The sequence below is a fragment of the Spirochaetota bacterium genome (genome assembly GCA_035477215.1).
Classification (GTDB): Bacteria; Spirochaetota; UBA4802; order UBA4802; family UBA5368; genus MVZN01.
Genome location: DATIKU010000031.1, coordinates 30510 through 48517, shown reverse-complemented (window position 1 = coordinate 48517; position 18008 = coordinate 30510). Strand labels below are relative to the sequence as shown.

At 56.3% G+C, this 18008-nt stretch carries 17 protein-coding genes; 14 read left to right on the top strand and 3 right to left on the bottom strand.

Features of this window, described 5'->3' with window-relative positions:
• Positions 1 to 22: 22 nt before the first annotated feature.
• Positions 23 to 1864: a cytochrome c biogenesis protein CcdA gene (locus VLM75_06890; protein HSV96645.1), complete on the bottom strand. Its 1842-nt coding sequence runs from the start codon at positions 1862 to 1864 to the stop codon at positions 23 to 25.
• Positions 1865 to 2039: 175 nt separating this feature from the next.
• On the opposite strand from VLM75_06890, the gene VLM75_06885 reads away from it, so the two are divergent.
• From VLM75_06885 to VLM75_06860, 6 genes are all read left to right on the top strand, one after another.
• Complete coding sequence (locus VLM75_06885) at positions 2040 to 2363, top strand: YkgJ family cysteine cluster protein (GenBank protein HSV96644.1); 324 nt, start codon at positions 2040 to 2042, stop codon at positions 2361 to 2363.
• An 83-nt stretch (positions 2364 to 2446) separates the two neighbouring features.
• Positions 2447 to 3394, top strand: a complete 948-nt coding sequence (locus tag VLM75_06880; GenBank protein ID HSV96643.1) for a rhomboid family intramembrane serine protease — start codon at positions 2447 to 2449, stop codon at positions 3392 to 3394.
• A gap of 212 nt (positions 3395 to 3606) precedes the next feature.
• On the top strand, positions 3607 to 6597 hold the full coding sequence (ppdK, locus tag VLM75_06875; GenBank protein HSV96642.1) for a pyruvate, phosphate dikinase: 2991 nt from the start codon (positions 3607 to 3609) through the stop codon (positions 6595 to 6597).
• Positions 6598 to 6661: 64 nt separating this feature from the next.
• Complete coding sequence (locus VLM75_06870) at positions 6662 to 7384, top strand: tetratricopeptide repeat protein (protein HSV96641.1); 723 nt, start codon at positions 6662 to 6664, stop codon at positions 7382 to 7384.
• Positions 7385 to 7434: 50 nt separating this feature from the next.
• Positions 7435 to 9186 carry a M23 family metallopeptidase gene (locus tag VLM75_06865; GenBank protein ID HSV96640.1) on the top strand — a complete coding sequence of 584 codons (1752 nt, stop codon included), beginning with the start codon at positions 7435 to 7437 and terminating at the stop codon, positions 9184 to 9186.
• Complete coding sequence (locus VLM75_06860) at positions 9183 to 10232, top strand: prenyltransferase/squalene oxidase repeat-containing protein (protein HSV96639.1); 1050 nt, start codon at positions 9183 to 9185, stop codon at positions 10230 to 10232. Before VLM75_06865 ends, VLM75_06860 begins: the two co-directional genes overlap by 4 nt.
• Here VLM75_06860 and VLM75_06855 read toward each other — a convergent pair.
• Together VLM75_06855 and VLM75_06850 are read right to left on the bottom strand one after the other, a co-directional pair.
• A complete protein-coding gene (locus VLM75_06855) occupies positions 10224 to 11024 on the bottom strand; it encodes a hypothetical protein (GenBank protein HSV96638.1) in 801 nt (266 codons plus the stop codon). The genes VLM75_06860 and VLM75_06855 overlap by 9 nt on opposite strands.
• Positions 11021 to 11512, bottom strand: coding sequence for a CsgG/HfaB family protein (locus VLM75_06850; protein ID HSV96637.1), 492 nt, complete (start codon positions 11510 to 11512; stop codon positions 11021 to 11023). Before VLM75_06850 ends, VLM75_06855 begins: the two co-directional genes overlap by 4 nt.
• Positions 11513 to 11746: 234 nt before the next feature.
• Here VLM75_06850 and VLM75_06845 point away from each other — a divergent pair, with 234 nt between their 5' ends.
• The 8 genes from VLM75_06845 to yidC all read left to right on the top strand — a co-directional run bounded on the left by VLM75_06845 (position 11747) and on the right by yidC (position 17935).
• Positions 11747 to 12901 carry a glycosyltransferase family 4 protein gene (locus VLM75_06845; GenBank protein HSV96636.1) on the top strand — a complete coding sequence of 385 codons (1155 nt, stop codon included), beginning with the start codon at positions 11747 to 11749 and terminating at the stop codon, positions 12899 to 12901.
• Positions 12894 to 13574, top strand: coding sequence for a response regulator transcription factor (locus tag VLM75_06840; GenBank protein ID HSV96635.1), 681 nt, complete (start codon positions 12894 to 12896; stop codon positions 13572 to 13574). The genes VLM75_06845 and VLM75_06840 overlap by 8 nt, the downstream gene beginning before the upstream one ends.
• Before the next feature lie 211 nt (positions 13575 to 13785).
• On the top strand, positions 13786 to 14277 hold the full coding sequence (locus VLM75_06835; GenBank protein HSV96634.1) for a DbpA RNA binding domain-containing protein: 492 nt from the start codon (positions 13786 to 13788) through the stop codon (positions 14275 to 14277).
• Positions 14278 to 14416: 139 nt separating this feature from the next.
• The gene (locus VLM75_06830) at positions 14417 to 15127 is read left to right on the top strand and encodes a class I SAM-dependent methyltransferase (GenBank protein ID HSV96633.1); all 711 of its coding nucleotides are present in this window, start codon (positions 14417 to 14419) and stop codon (positions 15125 to 15127) included.
• Positions 15128 to 15329: 202 nt separating this feature from the next.
• Positions 15330 to 15488, top strand: coding sequence for a 50S ribosomal protein L34 (rpmH, locus tag VLM75_06825; protein HSV96632.1), 159 nt, complete (start codon positions 15330 to 15332; stop codon positions 15486 to 15488).
• Between the two features lie 12 nt (positions 15489 to 15500).
• Positions 15501 to 15884 (top strand): ribonuclease P protein component, encoded by a 384-nt coding sequence (gene rnpA, locus VLM75_06820; GenBank protein ID HSV96631.1) that lies wholly within the window; start codon positions 15501 to 15503, stop codon positions 15882 to 15884.
• Positions 15881 to 16111: a membrane protein insertion efficiency factor YidD gene (yidD, locus tag VLM75_06815; GenBank protein HSV96630.1), complete on the top strand. Its 231-nt coding sequence runs from the start codon at positions 15881 to 15883 to the stop codon at positions 16109 to 16111. The genes rnpA and yidD overlap by 4 nt, the downstream gene beginning before the upstream one ends.
• A 174-nt stretch (positions 16112 to 16285) precedes the next feature.
• Positions 16286 to 17935 (top strand): membrane protein insertase YidC, encoded by a 1650-nt coding sequence (gene yidC, locus VLM75_06810; GenBank protein ID HSV96629.1) that lies wholly within the window; start codon positions 16286 to 16288, stop codon positions 17933 to 17935.
• The last annotated feature ends 73 nt before the right edge of the window (positions 17936 to 18008 follow it).

Below are 18008 nucleotides of genomic sequence, written 5' to 3'. Positions count from 1 at the left end.
TTGCATACATGCCCCCGCCGGTTCAGGGCGACGACGCCAGTAGAATCGCCTCGAGCACGTCCTTCTCGCTGTAAATATCCCGCAGGCACACGGGTTCGTTAAAACGCTTCCCGGGCGGGAAGACAGCCAGAAGCGGGATGGAGCGGCTGCCGAGCGCGCGAAGGAGGTCCTGCGCCGCCGGGTTTTCGCGCGTGAGGTCGGCCGTAAAAAGCGTAATGGACTGTTCATTTATCCGCGCCACGACGTCTGGGGTGTAGAGGGATGTTTTCTCCACCAGGACGCAGTTGGGGCACCAGTCCGCGGTGAACTTCACGATCGATATCCTGCCCGCCTCCCTGTTCGACTCGAGCGCTTCCATGGAAAACCCGGCCGTTGAAGCGACCGCGGCGCGTTTGTTCGCGCCGTCGAAGGCCTCGAATGAAAGCCAGTATCCGGCGGCGGTGAAAAGAACAAGCACCGCGGCGGAGACCGCCCTGCTCCTCGCGCTTCGTGTAATGTTTCCGAACCGCCCGTATTGCCAGAGCCCGATTGCGAGTACGAGAAGAAACCACAGTACCGGTATAAAACTGTCAGCGTGGAGGATGCCCATTAGGTAGACGGTGGTGCCGAGCAAAAGGAGCCCCATCGCCTGTTCGAAGATGACCATCCAGTCACCCGGCCTGGGGACGAAACGGATGAGCCCTGGAGCGGCCGCGAGCGCCAAATAAGGGAAGGCCATGCCGACGCCGATGCTCATGAAGATCGCGAATATCACCGTGGGCGGCTGGGTGAAGGCGAAGGCCAGCGTCCCTCCGAGGAACGGTCCGCTGCAGGGCGTGGCGAGGAGCGTGGCGAGCATTCCCTTGACATAGGAATCGACGTAAGCATTGCCGATCCCGCGCGAGACCCGCGACGCGAACGAGGGCACGCCGAGCGTGAAAACGCCGAGGAGTGAAAGTCCCATGGCGAAGATTACCGCTATCATGCCGACGAGGAAGAGGCGTTTCTGGAAAAGCTCGCCCCAGTTGTAGCCGAGGAACGAGCCGAGCGCGGCCAGCACGGCGAAGCTGGTGAGGATGCCGAGCGAAAACAGAAGGCCCAGCCTTTTGAGCGTGCCGCGCTGCTCGCCGACGTGGCGCACGAATCCCATGAGCTTCAGGCTTACCACCGGAAGCACGCAGGGCATGAAATTGAGGATAAGCCCCGCGATGAGGCCCAAGAGCACGGCCTGAACGATACTCGAGATGTCGCTTGCCGACACGTAGCGAGGGGTGAAACGCGCGTCTTTTATCGATCCGGACGGCGGTGTGCCAACGGCCGTTTTATCAGGCGCATCTGAAGAGAATATCGTATATCGCGAGAGAGTCTCTGCCGAGAATTTCACGGAAGCGGGATAGGAGGGAAGTACTTTGATACTGTGGTCAATGTCCATCATCTGCGGCATGCAGGCCCCATGCGTGCACACAAGCGCCTCTACTATAATTTTTATTGAGTGCGTTGACGGTTTTACCTCCGGGTCCACGTAGAACGGGAGGAGAATGCTCGTTGCGCCCTCGTATATCCAGACGAAGTCTTTTTCGCCGGCGGCCGTATACCGGCCGGGGGGAAGGAAACGGGCGGGCTGGAACGCAAACCCCGCAACGGGGACCACGCGCACCGTAGTCGGCTTACCAATCCCCGGGCCCTTGGGGTTCCCGTAGATGTAGGAGCCTCGGGGAATCGTCAATTCAATAATGAAATAACCGCTGCTACCGGCGGTGATTGCCGTCTGCTTTTCGGCGCTCTGCACGCGTATGCCGGAGAAGCTCCACGCGGGGGAAAGCGGCTGTAGGATAAGCGCCAGGAGCGTCGCTATAATGGCGAATACGGACAACAGTCGTGTCATTGCACTTTCTCGGATAACGGAATCGGGTATTACGATGCAACCCTACGGTAAGAGGATGTATTATTCAAGTGAAAACTCCGCCGAAAAAACGGTTCATCAACCACTTGGGCGGCAGGTAAGGGGAAATGCCTTTGACAGGAGTGCGATACGGGCATAAAATATACCGGTGAGCGGGATGGATAAGCATCATGGCGGGGTTGAGTGCATTCGGTGCGGCACCTGCTGTCTTGCCGATATGGTCGCCTGCGCGAGCGCGGAGGATGCCGAGCTGTGGAAGCGCGCGGGGCGGGATGACGTCCTGCATATCATCGATAATGAGCGGGCGGTCTGGATGGGGGACCATCTCGTATCGGCGATCGATGGCCGGGAGCTTCATCACTGCCCGTTCCTCGAACGGGTGAACGGCTGCTTTTCCTGTTCCATATACGACCTGAGGCCGCGGGTATGTGCGGAGTATCGACCCGGCTCATCTCAAATATGCCCGCAATTCAAAAAATGACTTTACGGATATCCCCCCCTGATTTAGGGTACTGCTTTGAACAAAATGCCTAAAATTGATCATATTAGTTGCGGGAAGTGTCGATGAAAAGTCCTGGATCTTCGAGTCCCTACCAGGGGTGGGTCGTCAAGCTCATTATCGTTAACGTCGTGGTGTACGTCTTTCAGATATTCACCGCATCAAACCAGACGCAACATTCCGCGCTTACTTACTTCCTCGGCCTTACACCGTCCCTCGTCGTGGAGAAAGGCTTCATCTGGCAGGTGGTATCGTACATGTTTCTGCACAGCACCGCCGGTTTTTTTCATATTTTTTTCAACATGTACGCGGTGCTGATATTCGGTACGCCGATCGAACAGGAGTGGGGAAGCCGGAAATTCCTCGGGTATTATTTCTTTTGCGGTGCCGGCGCGGGTATTTCGATCCTGGTAATCAACCTGATTTTACAGGGGGACGCGTATCACATCCCGACGATCGGGGCTTCGGGCGCCGTATTCGGACTGTTGCTCGCGTTCGGGGTGTTGTATCCAAACTCCGAAATCCTGCTTTTCTTTTTCATTCCGATGAGGGCGAAGTACCTTGTCATGCTTTTCGGACTGGTCGAACTCTACCTTGTGCTCTTCAGCAGGGGACACGGCAGCATCTCGCATATCGGGCATCTTGGCGGGCTCTTCTTCGGAATCGTCTATTTCCTGGCGACGAGAAGGAACAGCATTAAGTTCCGCACAAAAATGTTCGCGGCCAGGATGGAAAAGAAGGCCGCGGAAATAGTGCCGAAGATCGGCTCCACGGCGGCGGCGCAGGACGAGCGGGCGAAACAAAAGGACATCCTCGCCAGGCTGCGGAACGGAGGGCTTTCTGCGCTTTCCGACGACGAGGTCCAGTACATCAAATATCTCGCGATCATGAAGGACGGCGCCTCCGCGCGATGCGACAGCGCTGATTACAACATCGACGACGCGTACTGCGCAAACTGCGAGGACGCGGACGCATGCTTCATCCGCGAGGTGAAGCGCCACAAGGAAAATTAGTCTTTACAATTTGATCTTTCGGTATTTTCATTAGCCGAAGGGGCACGACAGCGCCCCCGGGTCGTCGCGCCGCCGGGTTCGCAGGAACTCGAATGGGCTTGTTGTGCAAATTGCGAGTGTCACGGTTTCCCCCCGCCGTCGGCGGGCGGGAAACGGAGATTCTCCGGTTTCGCGACATCTCTAATCATTTAAAAAGACAAAGGAGAATCAAAATGGCGAAGAGAGTGTATCTTTTCGGAGGCAAGAAGGCCGATGGAAAGGCCGAAATGAAAAATCTCCTCGGAGGGAAGGGGGCCAACCTGGCCGAGATGTGCCAGATTGGTATTCCCGTTCCCGCGGGCTTTACCATCACCACCGAAGTGTGCAATGAATACTACGCGAATAACATGAAGTATCCCGCGGGACTCGAGAAGGAGGTGCTGGACGCGCTGAAGGGGGTCGAGCGGATCATGGGGGCGAAGTTCGGCGACCCAGAAAATCCGCTGCTGCTTTCGGTACGCTCGGGCGCGCGGGCGTCCATGCCGGGCATGATGGAGACCGTGCTCAACGCGGGGCTCTGTTCAGCCACTATTCCCGGCATGATTAAAAAGACCGGCAACCCCCGCTTCGTATACGACGCGTACCGGCGCCTCATCATGATGTATTCGGACGTTGTGATGGAAAAGGCGGCGGGTCTCGAGTCGGAAGAGGGCAGGGGCATACGGGTGCAGCTCGACAGGATGCTTCAGGAACTTAAAAACCGCAAGGGCTACGCCACCGACGCGGACATCAGCGATTCCGATTTAAAGACGTTGTGCGATGATTTCCGTTCCAGGGTGAAGGAGGTGATCGGTAAAGAGTTTCCCGACAACGCCCTCGAGCAGATGTGGGGCGCGATCGGAGCGGTGTTCTCCTCATGGAACGGCAAGCGAGCGATATCCTACCGGCGGATCGAGGGGATCCCGGACGCCTGGGGAACGGCGGTCAACGTGCAGGCCATGGTCTTCGGCAACATGGGCGCGAGCTCGGCGACCGGCGTGGCCTTTTCGCGGAACCCCGCCAACGGCGACAACCACTTCTACGGCGAATGGCTGGTAAACGCCCAGGGCGAAGACGTGGTTGCCGGCATACGCACTCCGAACCCGCTGAACGAGGCTACCAAAAACGAACAGAACAGGCACCTGCCCTCGCTCGAGACCGCGATGCCCGAGGCGTACAAAGACCTGGACGCTTATCGTACAAAGCTGGAGCGGCATTACAAGGACATGCAGGACATCGAGTTTACGGTTCAGGAGGGGCACCTGTGGATGCTGCAGTGCCGCGTCGGCAAGCGCACCGGAACCGCGGCGTTGAACATGGCGATGGACATGCTGGACGAAAAGCTCATCTCGACCGACGAGGCGGTGATGCGCGTTTCGCCGGCCCAGCTCGACGAGCTGTTGCACCAGATCGTCGACCCGGCCGCCGAGATGGAATCGACCGTGCTGACCAAGGGGCTGCCTGCAGGTCCGGGCGGCGCCGCTGGCCAGATCGTGTTTACGGCCGACGATGCGGTCGAATGGGCTCTCCAGGGTAAGGACGTGATTTTGGTCCGCGAGGAGACCAACCCCGAGGACGTGGAAGGGATGCGGGCAGCCATAGGCATTCTCACCGCGCGCGGGGGCATGACCTCACATGCCGCGCTTGTCGCGCGCGGATGGGGCAAGTGCTGCATCGTGGGTTGTGGTGCGCTGCATGTCGACGTTCAAGCGAAGACCATGCGCGTGGGAGAAAGGACATTCAGCGAGGGCGATTACCTGACGCTGAACGGCACCCGCGGATACGTATACAGCGGAAAGCTCGCGATGATTGACTCGACCGAGAACCCGCGCTTTGTGGGATTCATGACGTTCGTGGATGCACGCCGACGACTTAAAGTACGGACGAACGCCGACACTCCCGAAGACGCTGCGAAGGCGAGAGGCTTCGGGGCCGAGGGGATAGGCCTTTTCAGAACGGAGCATATGTTTTATGGAAAATATTCGGAGCAGCCTCTCTTCTTTCTGCGGCGCATGATTATATCGAAGGATGAAAAAGAACGCCGTGCCGCGCTCGACGAGTTGTATCCGTTCGTGAAAAAGGACTTCAAGGCAACGCTTGAGGTGATGGACGGGCTTCCCGTAACCATCCGCCTTCTCGACCCGCCGCTGCACGAGTTCGTGCCCAACCGCCAGGACGAGCGCGAGCGTCTGGCGTCGAGCCTCGGTATCACCCTCGACGAGCTTAACAGGCGCGCCGAGGCGCTCCACGAGTCCAATCCGATGATGGGGCACCGCGGTGTTCGCCTCGGGATCACTTATCCCGAGATTACCGAGATGCAGGTGCGCGCCATTCTCGAATCGGCGGTCGAGCTCACTCGCGAGGGTAAAAAGGTGGAGCCGGAGATCATGATTCCGGTGGTGAGCACGAAGGCCGAGTTGGATCACCAGAAGGCGATCGTGGAAAACGTCCACGCCCAGGTGTGCAGAAATTACGGCGTGAGCAAGATCGATTACCTGTTCGGGACTATGATCGAGGTCCCGCGCGCGGCGCTCACGGCCGGAAAGATAGCGGAGGCGGCGGAGTTTTTCTCCTTCGGCACCAATGACCTCACCCAGATGGGGTTCGGCTTCTCCCGTGACGACATCGGAGGGTTCGTGCCTGAGTACGTGGCGAAAAAAGTGCTGCCGGCCGATCCCTTCCAGATTCTGGACCAGGAGGGCATTGGCGAGCTGATAGTCATCGCTATCGAGCGCGGCAGAAAAACCCTTAGGAATCTGAAGGTGGGGATTTGCGGCGAGCATGGCGGCGAGCCGTCCTCGGTCGAGTTCTGTCACAGGGTCGGGATGGATTATGTGAGCTGTTCGCCGTTTCGGGTGCCGATAGCGCGCCTCGCGGCGGCCCAGGCGGCGATCCGCGGCCTCGGCGCGGGGCCTAAAAAGAAAAAACCGGCGGTGAAAAAAGCGGTGAAGCTTGCGAAGCTTACCAAACCGGCGAAACCCGTAAAAAAGGCCGCGGCGGTTAAGCCGATAAAGAAGGCGAAACCGGCCAGACCAGTAAAGAAGGCATCCCCGCCCAAAAGAAAACCGGCGGCGAAAAAAGCGATAAAAAAAGTTGTGAAGAAGGTTGTGAAGAAACAGGTTAAGTTAGTGACTAAGGCGGTTCGCGAAAAAAAGGCCGGGAAGAAAAAGGGCGGTAAAAAGTAGTTTCGGCGTGAAACGGGGGGCCGCATGGCCCCCCGACGAATTACCGAACTGGAGAGGGGCGATCATGAAAAAACCGGTATGTATTGCGGCAATTCTCCTGATTCCGGCCACCATTGTGCTGGCATCATATGACGACGCGCTGAAACTATTTCAGGAAAACAAATACCGCGAGTCGCTCGAGAAGATCGCCGCCGAACTATCGGTGGACAGGGATTTTCAGGATAACTCCCCCAACTACGCCCTGCGCTTTCTCGCGGCGCATAACCACTGGAAAATGGGAAACCACGAGGCGGCGATCTCGCATTTCCGCCGGTGCGCCGACATCCGGAAGAACCTGCCCGATCCGCTTATAGACCTGGGACTCCTGCTTATAGACTTTAAGCGCTACAGGGACGCCGAACTGTTCGCTCAGCGTGCCCTGACTTTACAGAAAAGCCCGACCGCCTATTACGTGGTCGCAAAATCCGCATACGGTCTGGGGAATTACTGGCGGGCAAAGGAATTTTTCGAGAAGGCGATTTCCCTTGACCCCGAATTTTTCGCCGCATACAACGGCCTTGGAATGACGCTGATGCGGCTGGGGAGGTACACCCAGGCCAGCACCGCTTTCGCGGCGGCGCTGGCATCTGCTCCCGCATCGCCCGAGCTGTTGAACAACATGGGGCTGTGTCTTGAAAAAATGGGAAAGCCAAAGGAAGCCCTCGAATATTATAAAAAAGCCGATCGGTTGAATCAAGGCAACGCTGTGATACAGCAGAATCTGGCACGGCTGTCGGCCCGCGGATAGGAAAAAGGCGTCGGGCCCGATGCTGTCCGGACATTAAATCCAAACCGCCAATGCTTTGTAAACGCCGGGCCTTATACACCGACGCGTTTTACCGGATTAAACGGGCGGCGCTCTGCGTTTTAATCATGCCGCTCGCGCTCCTCGCCATGTCACCATCACCCCCACGGACTCTCGGCTGGCCTATCGACCGTCCGCAGCGCATAACCGGCACTTTCTGCGAACTCAGGGGACCGCGCTTTCATCTGGGGCTCGATGTGAGTACCGGAGGGAGGAAGGGATTCGAAATCTTCGCAGCGGATGACGGCCATATCAGCACGGCACTGTACCAGAAATGGGGGATCGGATACGCGATATTCATTACACACCCCGACGGCAGAAGAACCTTTTACGGGCACATGGACGGGTTCGCCGACAGGGTGCTTGAGAATTCTGCGGTCGTCGGGTACCGCCAGAAGATTCTGGATAGGGAGGATTTCAGGCTGGAATTCAAAGGGGGCGATATCCCCGTCCGCAAGGGCGAGCGCATCGGGTATTCGGGAGACAGCGGCATCGGAAGGGAACATTTTCACTTTGAGGTGCGCGATGAAAAAGGCGTGCATCTCAATCCGCTGCGCCACGGTCTTAGCATCGATGATACCATCCCTCCAGATTTTTCCGAGCTCGGGCTGGTTCCTCTGGATGGCCGGTCGCATATCGACGGCGTCAATGCCGGTCGGTCGGTGGCGGTTGCAAGGCCCTCTAAGGGCGGGGTATACAGACCCAAGTGGAACGGCACGCCGGTTGCCGGGGGAATCATTGGAATAACGGTCGCCGCCGGTGACAGGGCCGGGTATATCAGCAGAATCGCCGTGTACAGGATCGAGCTCCTCGTTAATGGGAAAAAGATATTCGAAACGCGGTTCGACCGCATGAAACGCGAAAAGATACATCTTGCGGGGCTCTATTACGATTATTCCGCAGCGAACGGTACTTTTTATACCCATTACCTCTACTCAAGGATCGGAGACGAGGGGAGGATCGACACCACCCGACTTGTGGGGAAAGCGCGCGTTACGATACTCGCGTATGACGCAAACGACAACAGGGCGGAGCTCGAGTTCGATCTGCTTGCGGCGCCGCCGCTCGAAAAGCCGGTACGCGAGTTCTCGCCGAACCTTGTTCCAGGGAGGGAGCTGCGCCTGTCAAGCGAAGACGGCCTGTTTGCGGCCGTCTTCGATAAAAAGGCCGCGTTATACCCCGAGCGCGTGTGGCTGAAACAGGATCCGCCGCTTCGCATCGCCGTTGCGGGGCTTTCCGTCCGGAGCGCCGTGTACACAATGTTCCCTCCGGACCTCTGCGTCGATCGACCGATGGAGCTGTCGCTGGAGTACAGGGGTGATGACCGCGCAAAGGTCGGGCTATACCAGATCAATCCGGCGACCGGACGCTTCCATCCCATAGGGAACCGGTACGACCTTAAAACGGGCTCGTTCGTGCATTCCAGCCATCGCATGGCCGGCTTCTTCCTCCTGCGCGACGACGCGCTCCCCGAGGCCCGGTTCAAATCGCCCGGAATCATCGCGCCCGGACGGCCGCTCTATATTCCCGTATCGGATATCGGAAGCGGGATCGACCTGGGTTCCATTTCTCTGACTGTCGACGGGAAACCGGTAAAGTGGGACTACGATCCGGATTATTCGCGCATCGAGATACTCCGTCACAATGATATCTGGTCGAAAGGAGTGCATGAAATCGAGCTCGGTTTAAAAGACATGGCGGGCAATGAAATGAAAAAACTGACGGCCGGGTACACCGTTAAATGAGCGTTTACCTTAACGGAAACCCAGTTCCCTGGCTGATATCCCGGTGCGGACCGGAGGTCCGCCACCTGTGCCTCCGCGACATCCTGCGACCCACGTGTGGCGATGCGGCCGTTCTGGAAGGGTATGAGTCGCTGCGTTCTTCTGATGTATATCGTCGGTTCTTCAGTGCGGCCAGGGGAGGTATTCTCGGCGATAAGAAGCGTTTCGACCTTGTCGCCAGAGGGGCCATGTGGCGTTTCGCGGAAGCAGTGGCGCGCGGCTATGACCGAAGGGAGCCGGTCGTCGATGCCACGGCGGAATTCATCATGCAAAAATGCCGCGGCGAGTCCGGTGGATTCGTAATGAACTGGAAACCGGCTATCGAGGCCGGATGCATCACCGGGGCCATGGTCCGTCGTCTGCTTGAAGCGGGCTTCGATGACGAGCGGACGGAGCGGGGTATCGCGTGGATACGGGAGCATCAGCGGGAGGACGGCGGCTGGCTGCACTGCCCCATCGCCGGCTCGATGGACGTGATGTGGCTGCTGCTTTTCAGAAGGGCCGGGGCGGGCCTCGCGCGCGAGGGAGACGCATCGGTTCCGAGCTGTGTGTTTGCCACGTTCGAGTGCCTGATGGCGTTGCTCGAACATGGCGACAGACGCGGCCGCCTGGAGGAAGCGGCGGTGAGCGCTTCGGAATTCCTGCTTTTAAACCGACTTTTTGCGGATATCACGAACGGCGCTGATTCCGTATGCGCCGCGGGGGGAAGGGCATCTGATTTTTCCCGCTCCGGATTCCCCGTTCTTTTACATTATGACACTCTTGCGGGCATGATCGCGATCGCCCGTGCCGGACGGTTCGGGGACACCAGGGGGAACGGTGCGTTCAATGCGCTGATAGCCAAGCAGAACACTGACGGCTCGTTTCCGGCCGAGCGACGAGAGCGGGGGATGCTTTGGGAGGGGGGCAGGATGGCGCGGCACAACAGACGCGATCCCTGGGTGACTCTCAACGCGCTTCGACTGCTTACGCGTGCCGGTCTTGTTTCAGCGAAGGATTTAGTTTGAAAATGCGTAACCGGCGGTAAGGATGAACGCGACGGCGTCTATGGTTCCGGATGTCGCGCCGTCGAAATATACTTTTGAGAGGTCTTGTGGATTCGTGATGTTAAACGGCTCCCCGAAGCTGCAGTTAAGCCTGGTCCAGTCGCAACCCAGCGACACGAACAGTCCTCCTGAAAAATAGATGGTGCAGTTGAGCTCGGCGCCGTAAGTAAGCGCGGAAAAGCTCCGTTCATTTTCCCCGGTGACGCCGATTAAGGTAGTATTATGGACCAATATTTTACTGGCGACCGGCGCCGCGTGATACGTGGCGAACGCGTAGCCAATCATCGGCGTGAGCGTGAAATCCCAGCGTTTGCGCGTCGTGACGTGGAATGAAGGACCCAGATAAAACGACAGGTCTTTGTAAAGATATCCCCTCCAGTTCTCGTAATCAGAACCGAAATTGGTCTTCTGCACCACGCTGTTGCGCTTCAGCCGAATCTTCGCACCGACATGGTCGAACGGCATGTACTCGAACGAAAAACCAACACCAAAATAAAGATGTGAAACTTCAAAGGCTTTCGCCAATCCTTCACCTGCGTCGATGGTGTAGGTAGAACCCTCAAGAAAGGCGTTTTCGGCGTCGAGACAACTGCCGAAGGGCATCCCGATCGAAAAAAAGGCACCCAAGAGCATCTGGCCCTTGTGCGCGCCTTCGGGGGGTTTGTCAAGCTCGTCGAAGTCGGCGGCGTATGTGGCCGTTGCGAAAAAAACGAGCAGGACCGCGGGGACCGTTTTGAAAAGGCTTCGGATCATTTAATGCTCTTTTTCTTTTCGATCTCATCGAGCGTTGACAGCACCTTTTTTACGATCTGTCGCGATATATCATCGTATCGCGAGCTTCCAATGAGGATGTCGTTTCTGTCCCATATAAGCGAAAGACTGCAGCAGTACTTGGCGTAATAGCGACCGACCAGGATGACGTCGGCCACCAGCAGTTTTCCGATCTTCACCGCGCTTTTATCGTCGATGAAACCGGTCATTGAGAGGTTCTGCTCGTTAAGTATGCGCTCGAGCGCTTCACGCTCCACGACCTCTACCCGTCCGGTTTTGAAGAAGTAGTGGCTGATGGCGTCGGAGAATTCATCGCCCCAGGCGGCTCCTTTTACGTCGAAGGGGAACACGGCAACTTTGTTCAATTTTTTGCTGACATCGACCTTCTTGGTTATGGCGATGTCGATCGTGGAGCACGCCGATAATCCGATCCATGCAATGGTAATTATGAATGGCAGGTGTTTTTTCATGGTGTCCGCCGTCCGAAAAAGTGGTCTGTATTTATCGCATTTCACGAACCCTCCGAGCATAGATCAGCGCCGGCAGTGTGTCAATATTAATTGCTGGTGTGGCCCGAGAAGACGTTTTCCCCCTGCCGGCGGGCCGGCAGGGGGAAAACCCGCCCCGGGTAAAAATAACTTTACTATTTCATAAAGGGAATGATGATTGAGCATGTGCCGGCAACAATCTGCGGAGATATCATCTTGAAAATACTCATCATCAATTATGAATTTCCTCCTCTCGGCGGAGGAGGAGGTGTTGCGACAATGGACCTCGCGCTGGAGTGGGTGAAAACCGCGCGGGTGGACGTGCTGACGTCGTGGTTTAAAGGGCTTCCTTATTACGAGCGGGTGCAGGGGATCAACGTTTATCGCGTCCCGATTTTTTTTAGGAAGTCGAGAGACGCGGCGAGCTTCCTTTCCATGTTTTCGTATCTTCCCTTTGGATTTTTCAAGGGGCTGCGATTATGCCTGAAAAACCGCTACGACGTCATAAACACCCATTTCGCCGTGCCGTCGGGGCCGCTGGGGTATATCCTGGGGCTGATCTTCCGGATTCCCAATGTGCTCTCGCTCCACGGGGGAGACATCTACGATCCCAGCAAGAAGATGTCGCCGCATAGAAGTTTTTTCTGGCGGAACGTGGTACGGTTCATCATGAACCGGGCCGATCGTATCGTCGCCCAGTCGAGCAATACGCGCGATAACGCGCTAAAGTATTATGCGCCGCGGAAGGAAGTCGGCATCATCCCCCTTGCATTTCATCCCCCGATTCTTTCGGGGGCAAAACGTGCATCCCTTGGGTTCAACGAGAACGAGTTCCTCCTCATAACGATCGGCAGGCTCATCAAGCGAAAGGCCATCGACCACATGATCCGGGCCGTCGCCGCCGTCCCCGACGCGCGGGTGCGGCTGCTCGTGCTCGGCGACGGGCCGGAGAGGGAATACCTCGAATCGGTCACCCGCGAGCTTGGCATGAACGGGAGGGTGGTGTTTACCGGCCATGTCACCGACAGGCAGAAGTTCGAGTATATCGAGGTATCGAACGTTTTCATTTCCACGTCCCTGCATGAAGGTTTCGGGATCGTCTTTATGGAGGCGATGTACTGCGGCCTGCCGATTATTTGCAGCAATCATGGCGGCCAGGTCGATTTCCTGAAAAATGGAGAAAACGCGCTCCTGGTCGGCGTCGGCGATATCGGAGGCTACGCCCGGTCGGTACGCCGGTTTATCGATGACGGCAAGCTGTACAAACTGTGCTCCGGCAACAATCGAACGAAGGTAAAGGATTTTTACGCGGAAAACGTGGCCGCGCGCTATACCGCTACATTCAGAGAGGTTTCGGGCAATCGTGAGTGAAGATTCCGAACGCAGCATAGGCCTGCTGTCGGTAAACAGCGAGCTGGTCGACGATTTTTCCGCGCAGTATGCCGACCAGGATGTGCGCGTGTTCCGGTCGGTCGACGCGGTAAAGGGCGAGGGAACGCTTTTGCTCGCGATCGACGCCGACATGTTCGAGTCGAACGACCTCATCCAGTTCCATCTTTCGCGCCTGAGGAAAAAGCTCCAGGGCGTTCCGGTGCTTTTGATTCTGCGGGTCAGCCATCTGGAGGGCCTCGACCACGAATGGTTCTATGACGAATTCGTGCTCTACCCTTTCAGAAAAAGCGAGTTGCGCAGCCGTGTACAAAGACTCCTCTGGGACAAAAACCTGCCGGACGATGAAAACGTCATCGCGATCGGCAATATTAAAATCAATCTTTCAGAATATTCGATTTACCTTAATAAAGAGAAACTGGATTTCACCTACAAGGAGTTCGAGCTTCTGAGGCTGCTGGCCCAGAACGAGGGGGTCGTCTTTTCGCGCAAGGACCTCCTTGCCAGGATATGGGGTGTCGAGTATATCGGCGGCACCAGGACCGTCGACGTGCATATTCGCCGTCTGCGGGGAAAGCTGGGCGACGAGTTTAACAGCATCATCGAGACCGTACGCAATGTCGGCTATCGCTGCCGGGTGCAGGGCGGGGAATAAGGCGAAAATTGCTTGCTATTTTAAATCGTGTGTCGATACTGTCCAGGGTTTTTTACGCGAGAAGCCGCCTGTCGGGCGATTCGAACACACTGTCAGAGAAAGTTGCGCGACCACCATCCCAAAGTATATGACTGCCACCATGTCACCACGGAGGAGCCCGGTGAACCCGGGTTGCCCCTGGCGGGTGACGATTTTTATGTGAGAGGATTCCATGAATCAGGAAAAAAAAATCGAGAAGGTCCTCGAAATTGCACTCACGGAAGATCTGACGGAATACGTTAAGCTTTTAAAAATTTTAAAGAAGCCCCTTCCCTTCTTCGGCGCCACGAAACGCATCGCCGCGGCGCTGTTAAAGGAAAGCCTGGGGGACATATCGAGGCTCGATTTGTCGCTGGATAAATTCACCAGAAAACCGGAGGCGGGCTCGGTCGTATTCGAGGACATCAAGGACGGTCGTGCGCGGTTGTTTATCAACATAGGCAAAAACCACGGGATTTCGCCGGGCGATCTTATCCGCGAGGTAGTCAAGAGGTCCGGCGTCGACGGCAAGCAGATAGGAAAGATCGACATCCATCCCACGTACTCGTTTCTCGAAGTGCCCGAGCAATACGCTGAACTTGTGCTGCTTTCGTTCGAAAACGTGAAGATCAAGGGAGTCCCCATCGTCATTGAGCCGGCGAAAAAAAGGAAAAAAAACGGGTAGCGCACCGGATAGTACCTCGCCCGAGGGACTGACATGCCCTCTCTGTTCGGCGCCCGGCGGCGAACCGGTTTCCCGTGATATCGATCATTTCCACCGATGCCGCCGGTGCGGTATCGTCTTTAATTCCGCGTACAAGCCATTGCGTTATGATGAGCGCTATTTTCTCGATGCTTACCGGAGCCAGTACGGGAAAACCTACGCCGAAGACAGGGACGCCATACGGCTCCTGGCCGACGCACGACTGCGTAAAATACTGGCCCTCTGCGGCAGAAAGGAGAAGCGCGGGAAGTTGAGCCTGCTCGATATTGGTTCGGCGCTTGGCTTCTTTATGGAAAGCGCGAAAGATGCCGGTATCGGCCGGGTGTATGGTGTGGAGATATCCCGCTATGCGTGTGAGTGGTGCAGGCGCGAGACGGGTTTCCGTGTCGCCAACACGGCGTTTGAAAAGACCATGTTCGATGAAACCTTCGATATCATAACCGCCTGGTATTTCATCGAACATTGCGAGCGGCCACGCGAGGTCATACAGCGTATATACGCGCTACTCAACCCCGGCGGTATTTTCGCCTTCTCGGCCCCCTCGGTTTTCGGTCCCCAGTTCCTGTTTGACCGCCGGACCTGGGGGGAAAATCATCCTGAAGACCACCGGATTGACATCTCGCCCGCCTCTGCGGAACGAACGCTAAAGAGGATGGGATTTTGCACGGTAAGAATTCGCGCCGCGGGCGTTCATCCGGATCGCGTCCTTCCGCGGGCTTCCCCATTTTTCCGGCCTTTCAGCCTCATCTACGGGAAACTTGCGCCGCTTCTGCGTTTTTCCGACACTATCGAGGTTTATGCGCGGAAATAAGCCTTCCCCCTCTCCTTAAAGGATTTGACATTTATTTGATTTAATTTATCGTTTTCCTCTTGACTGAAATTGCTTTTTATCCGGCTTCTGTACCGGAAACCCTGACCCAGCGCAGGGGATGTTTTGTCATATCCGGACTCGAGGATTAATTGCATTCCGTATGATATGCAACTATATGATAAATAATAATGAGGTGTAAGCGATGAAGATGACATTTCAACCAAGCCGACTGAAAAGGAACAGGACACACGGGTTCCGCGCGCGGATGAGTACGCCCGAAGGCAGAGAGGTCTTGCGGCGGAGGAGGGCGAAGGGAAGGCATAAGCTGACTGTTTCCGACGAGAAGAGGCTGCCCAAATAGAGAAATGACCGGGTGAAGAAGATCTATTCCTTGAAGGGAAAAGGGAATTATCAAGAGGTATTCGAGAAGGGGAAGCGATTCAATATTGAAGGAATCCAGTTAATCGTGTTAAGATTGAAATTCAACGAAGCTTCATCGACGCGGGACGGCGGGCCGGAAGGCGGCGGACGCATGATACGGATAGGCATCTCCATCGGCGCACGATACGGCGGCGCGTGCGAACGGAACACGGCAAAGAGAAGAATACGAGCGATATGCGGGGAGATGCTGCCGTCAATAGAGCAGGGGTATTATCTTGTGCTGCGCCCGACCGGCGCATTCGGTGGACTGGAGTATTCCCGGGCGAAGGATTCGATACGGCGACTTTTTCTGATGTCAGGTGTGCTGAAGCGATGAATCGGGCGAGCGCCTTCGCGGTGATGACGCTTAGAAAACTGATATTACTTTACAAGGCGCTTCTTTCTCCGTACCTTCCGCCTTCATGCAGGTTTATTCCGACATGCTCGATGTACGCGATGGAAGCGCTCGGCAGGCATGGACTGGCGAAAGGGCTTATTCTAACGGTCGGGCGCGTCGCCCGCTGCAACCCGTTCTGCAGGGGCGGTTACGATCCCGTGCCATAGAGCAGTGGGGATCTCATACATTCAGCCGCGACTTCCACGAGTTTGTTCCCTCCCATCAAGGTGCCGATCCTTGCGCCCGGGCGTGCTTAGCGCGTACTTATGTGCCGATGGTCCTTTTTGTAACTATTGCGGTTCGCAGCTGACGACATCATTATAACCTCAGAAGGATGGATAATGGAAAAAAGAACCTTGCTTGCAGTCGTGCTCGCCCTGGGAGTCTGGCTCCTGTGGTCCTATTTTTTCGTGCAGCCCCAGGCCCCACAGGAGGGGCAGGCCCCGGTCCCACAGGAGCGCGTTGAAAAATCGCCGGATACCCCCGCCCTGCGGGAAGTTCCGCGCGCCCCGGCGGGAGGCGCCATAACGGTTCGCGGCGCGGCGAAGGAAGAGACCATAAACGTTACTACCGACAAGTATACGATCGTATTGAGCAACAGGGGCGCCGCGATGAAGAGCTTCAAGTGTAATGCCCGCAGCACCCAGCTTGTAGTGGAAGACAGTGGTTTTCAGGCGAAGGGGAGGTTCGATTTTTCCCTGCACCTGAGTGAGAACGAGTTTCTCCAAGGCTCCGCTCTGGATGAGGTACTGTGGAGAACTGTAAAGGCTTCGAACGAGGAAGTAAAGTTCGTGGCCGCTGGCACCATGCAGGACGTGCCGGTGCGCATTGAGAAGATCTATCGATTCGTTAAGGATGCCGATTATTTTACCGTTTCTTACAGGGTGCAGAACGCCGGCAGAAGAAGCGTGGTCTTTCCCGGCGGGGCGGTGATATTCTCGGCCTCGGATTTTATCGGCCCGGCGATGGACTTCGACAATACCTATAACCAGGTCCACGGCATCTATTCCGTGGACAACAGCTTCGAGAGGACATCGAAAGGCAGCGGTTTTTTCACAAAGGAAGGAATCGTAAAAAAGGAAAACGGCGTCATCCAGTGGGTCGGGATGATGAGCAGGTATTTCCTCCTCATAATGATTCCCGATGATTTTTCGGGAAGCGGCGTGATCTCGGACAACAGGCCGGGAACCGGTTTCCGGACCGGAATGTACCTTCCACTCGACGAGCTGAAGGGAGGGGAGACTCTTTCCAAAAACTTCAAGGTCTACGCGGGCGAGAAGGACAAGGACAAGCTTCGGGCCGTATCGGAGAGCGTCATAGACGCGGCCGATGTGAGCAAATGGATAGAGCCGATACGCGATTTTGTGCTGTGGTCGTTGCTTAAGATAAACATCCTTTTCGGCAATTTCGGCTGGTCGCTGGTGGTGTTCTCGATTCTTTCTAAAATCGTACTATTGCCGCTGACTCAGAAATCGACCGAATCGATGAAGAAGCTGCAGGCGCTCAATCCGCAGATAACCGAGCTCCGGGAGAAGTTCAAGGACAAGCCCGAGGCACTTAACAAGAAGATCATGGAACTCTACAAGAAAAACAAGGTCAACCCGGCGAGCGGCTGCCTGCCGTTGCTGTTGCAGATGCCCTTCTTCTTCGCTCTCTACAGCGCGCTGATCAACTCGATCGATCTCTGGCAGGCGCCGTTCATACTGTGGATTCAGGACCTGTCGCTTCCGGATACCATATTCAAGATATACGGGTTCAACATCAACATCCTGCCGATCATAATGACGGGTACCACCTATCTTCAGCAACGCATGACAACCGGGGAGGCGGTGGGCCAGCAGCAGAAGATGCTCATGTACTTGCCGCTGATATTCATCGTGATATTCTGGAACATGCCGTCGGGCCTGGTGCTTTACTGGATCATGCAGAACGCCTTGCAGATGCTGCACCAGCTCTATACCAACAGGAAGGGGAGCGAGAAGACCGCATAATGATCTTTTCTCGTACGACGGGTCCCCGGATATCCGTCGTGCGACGCATTTGAATTGTCGCGATAGTGAGGAT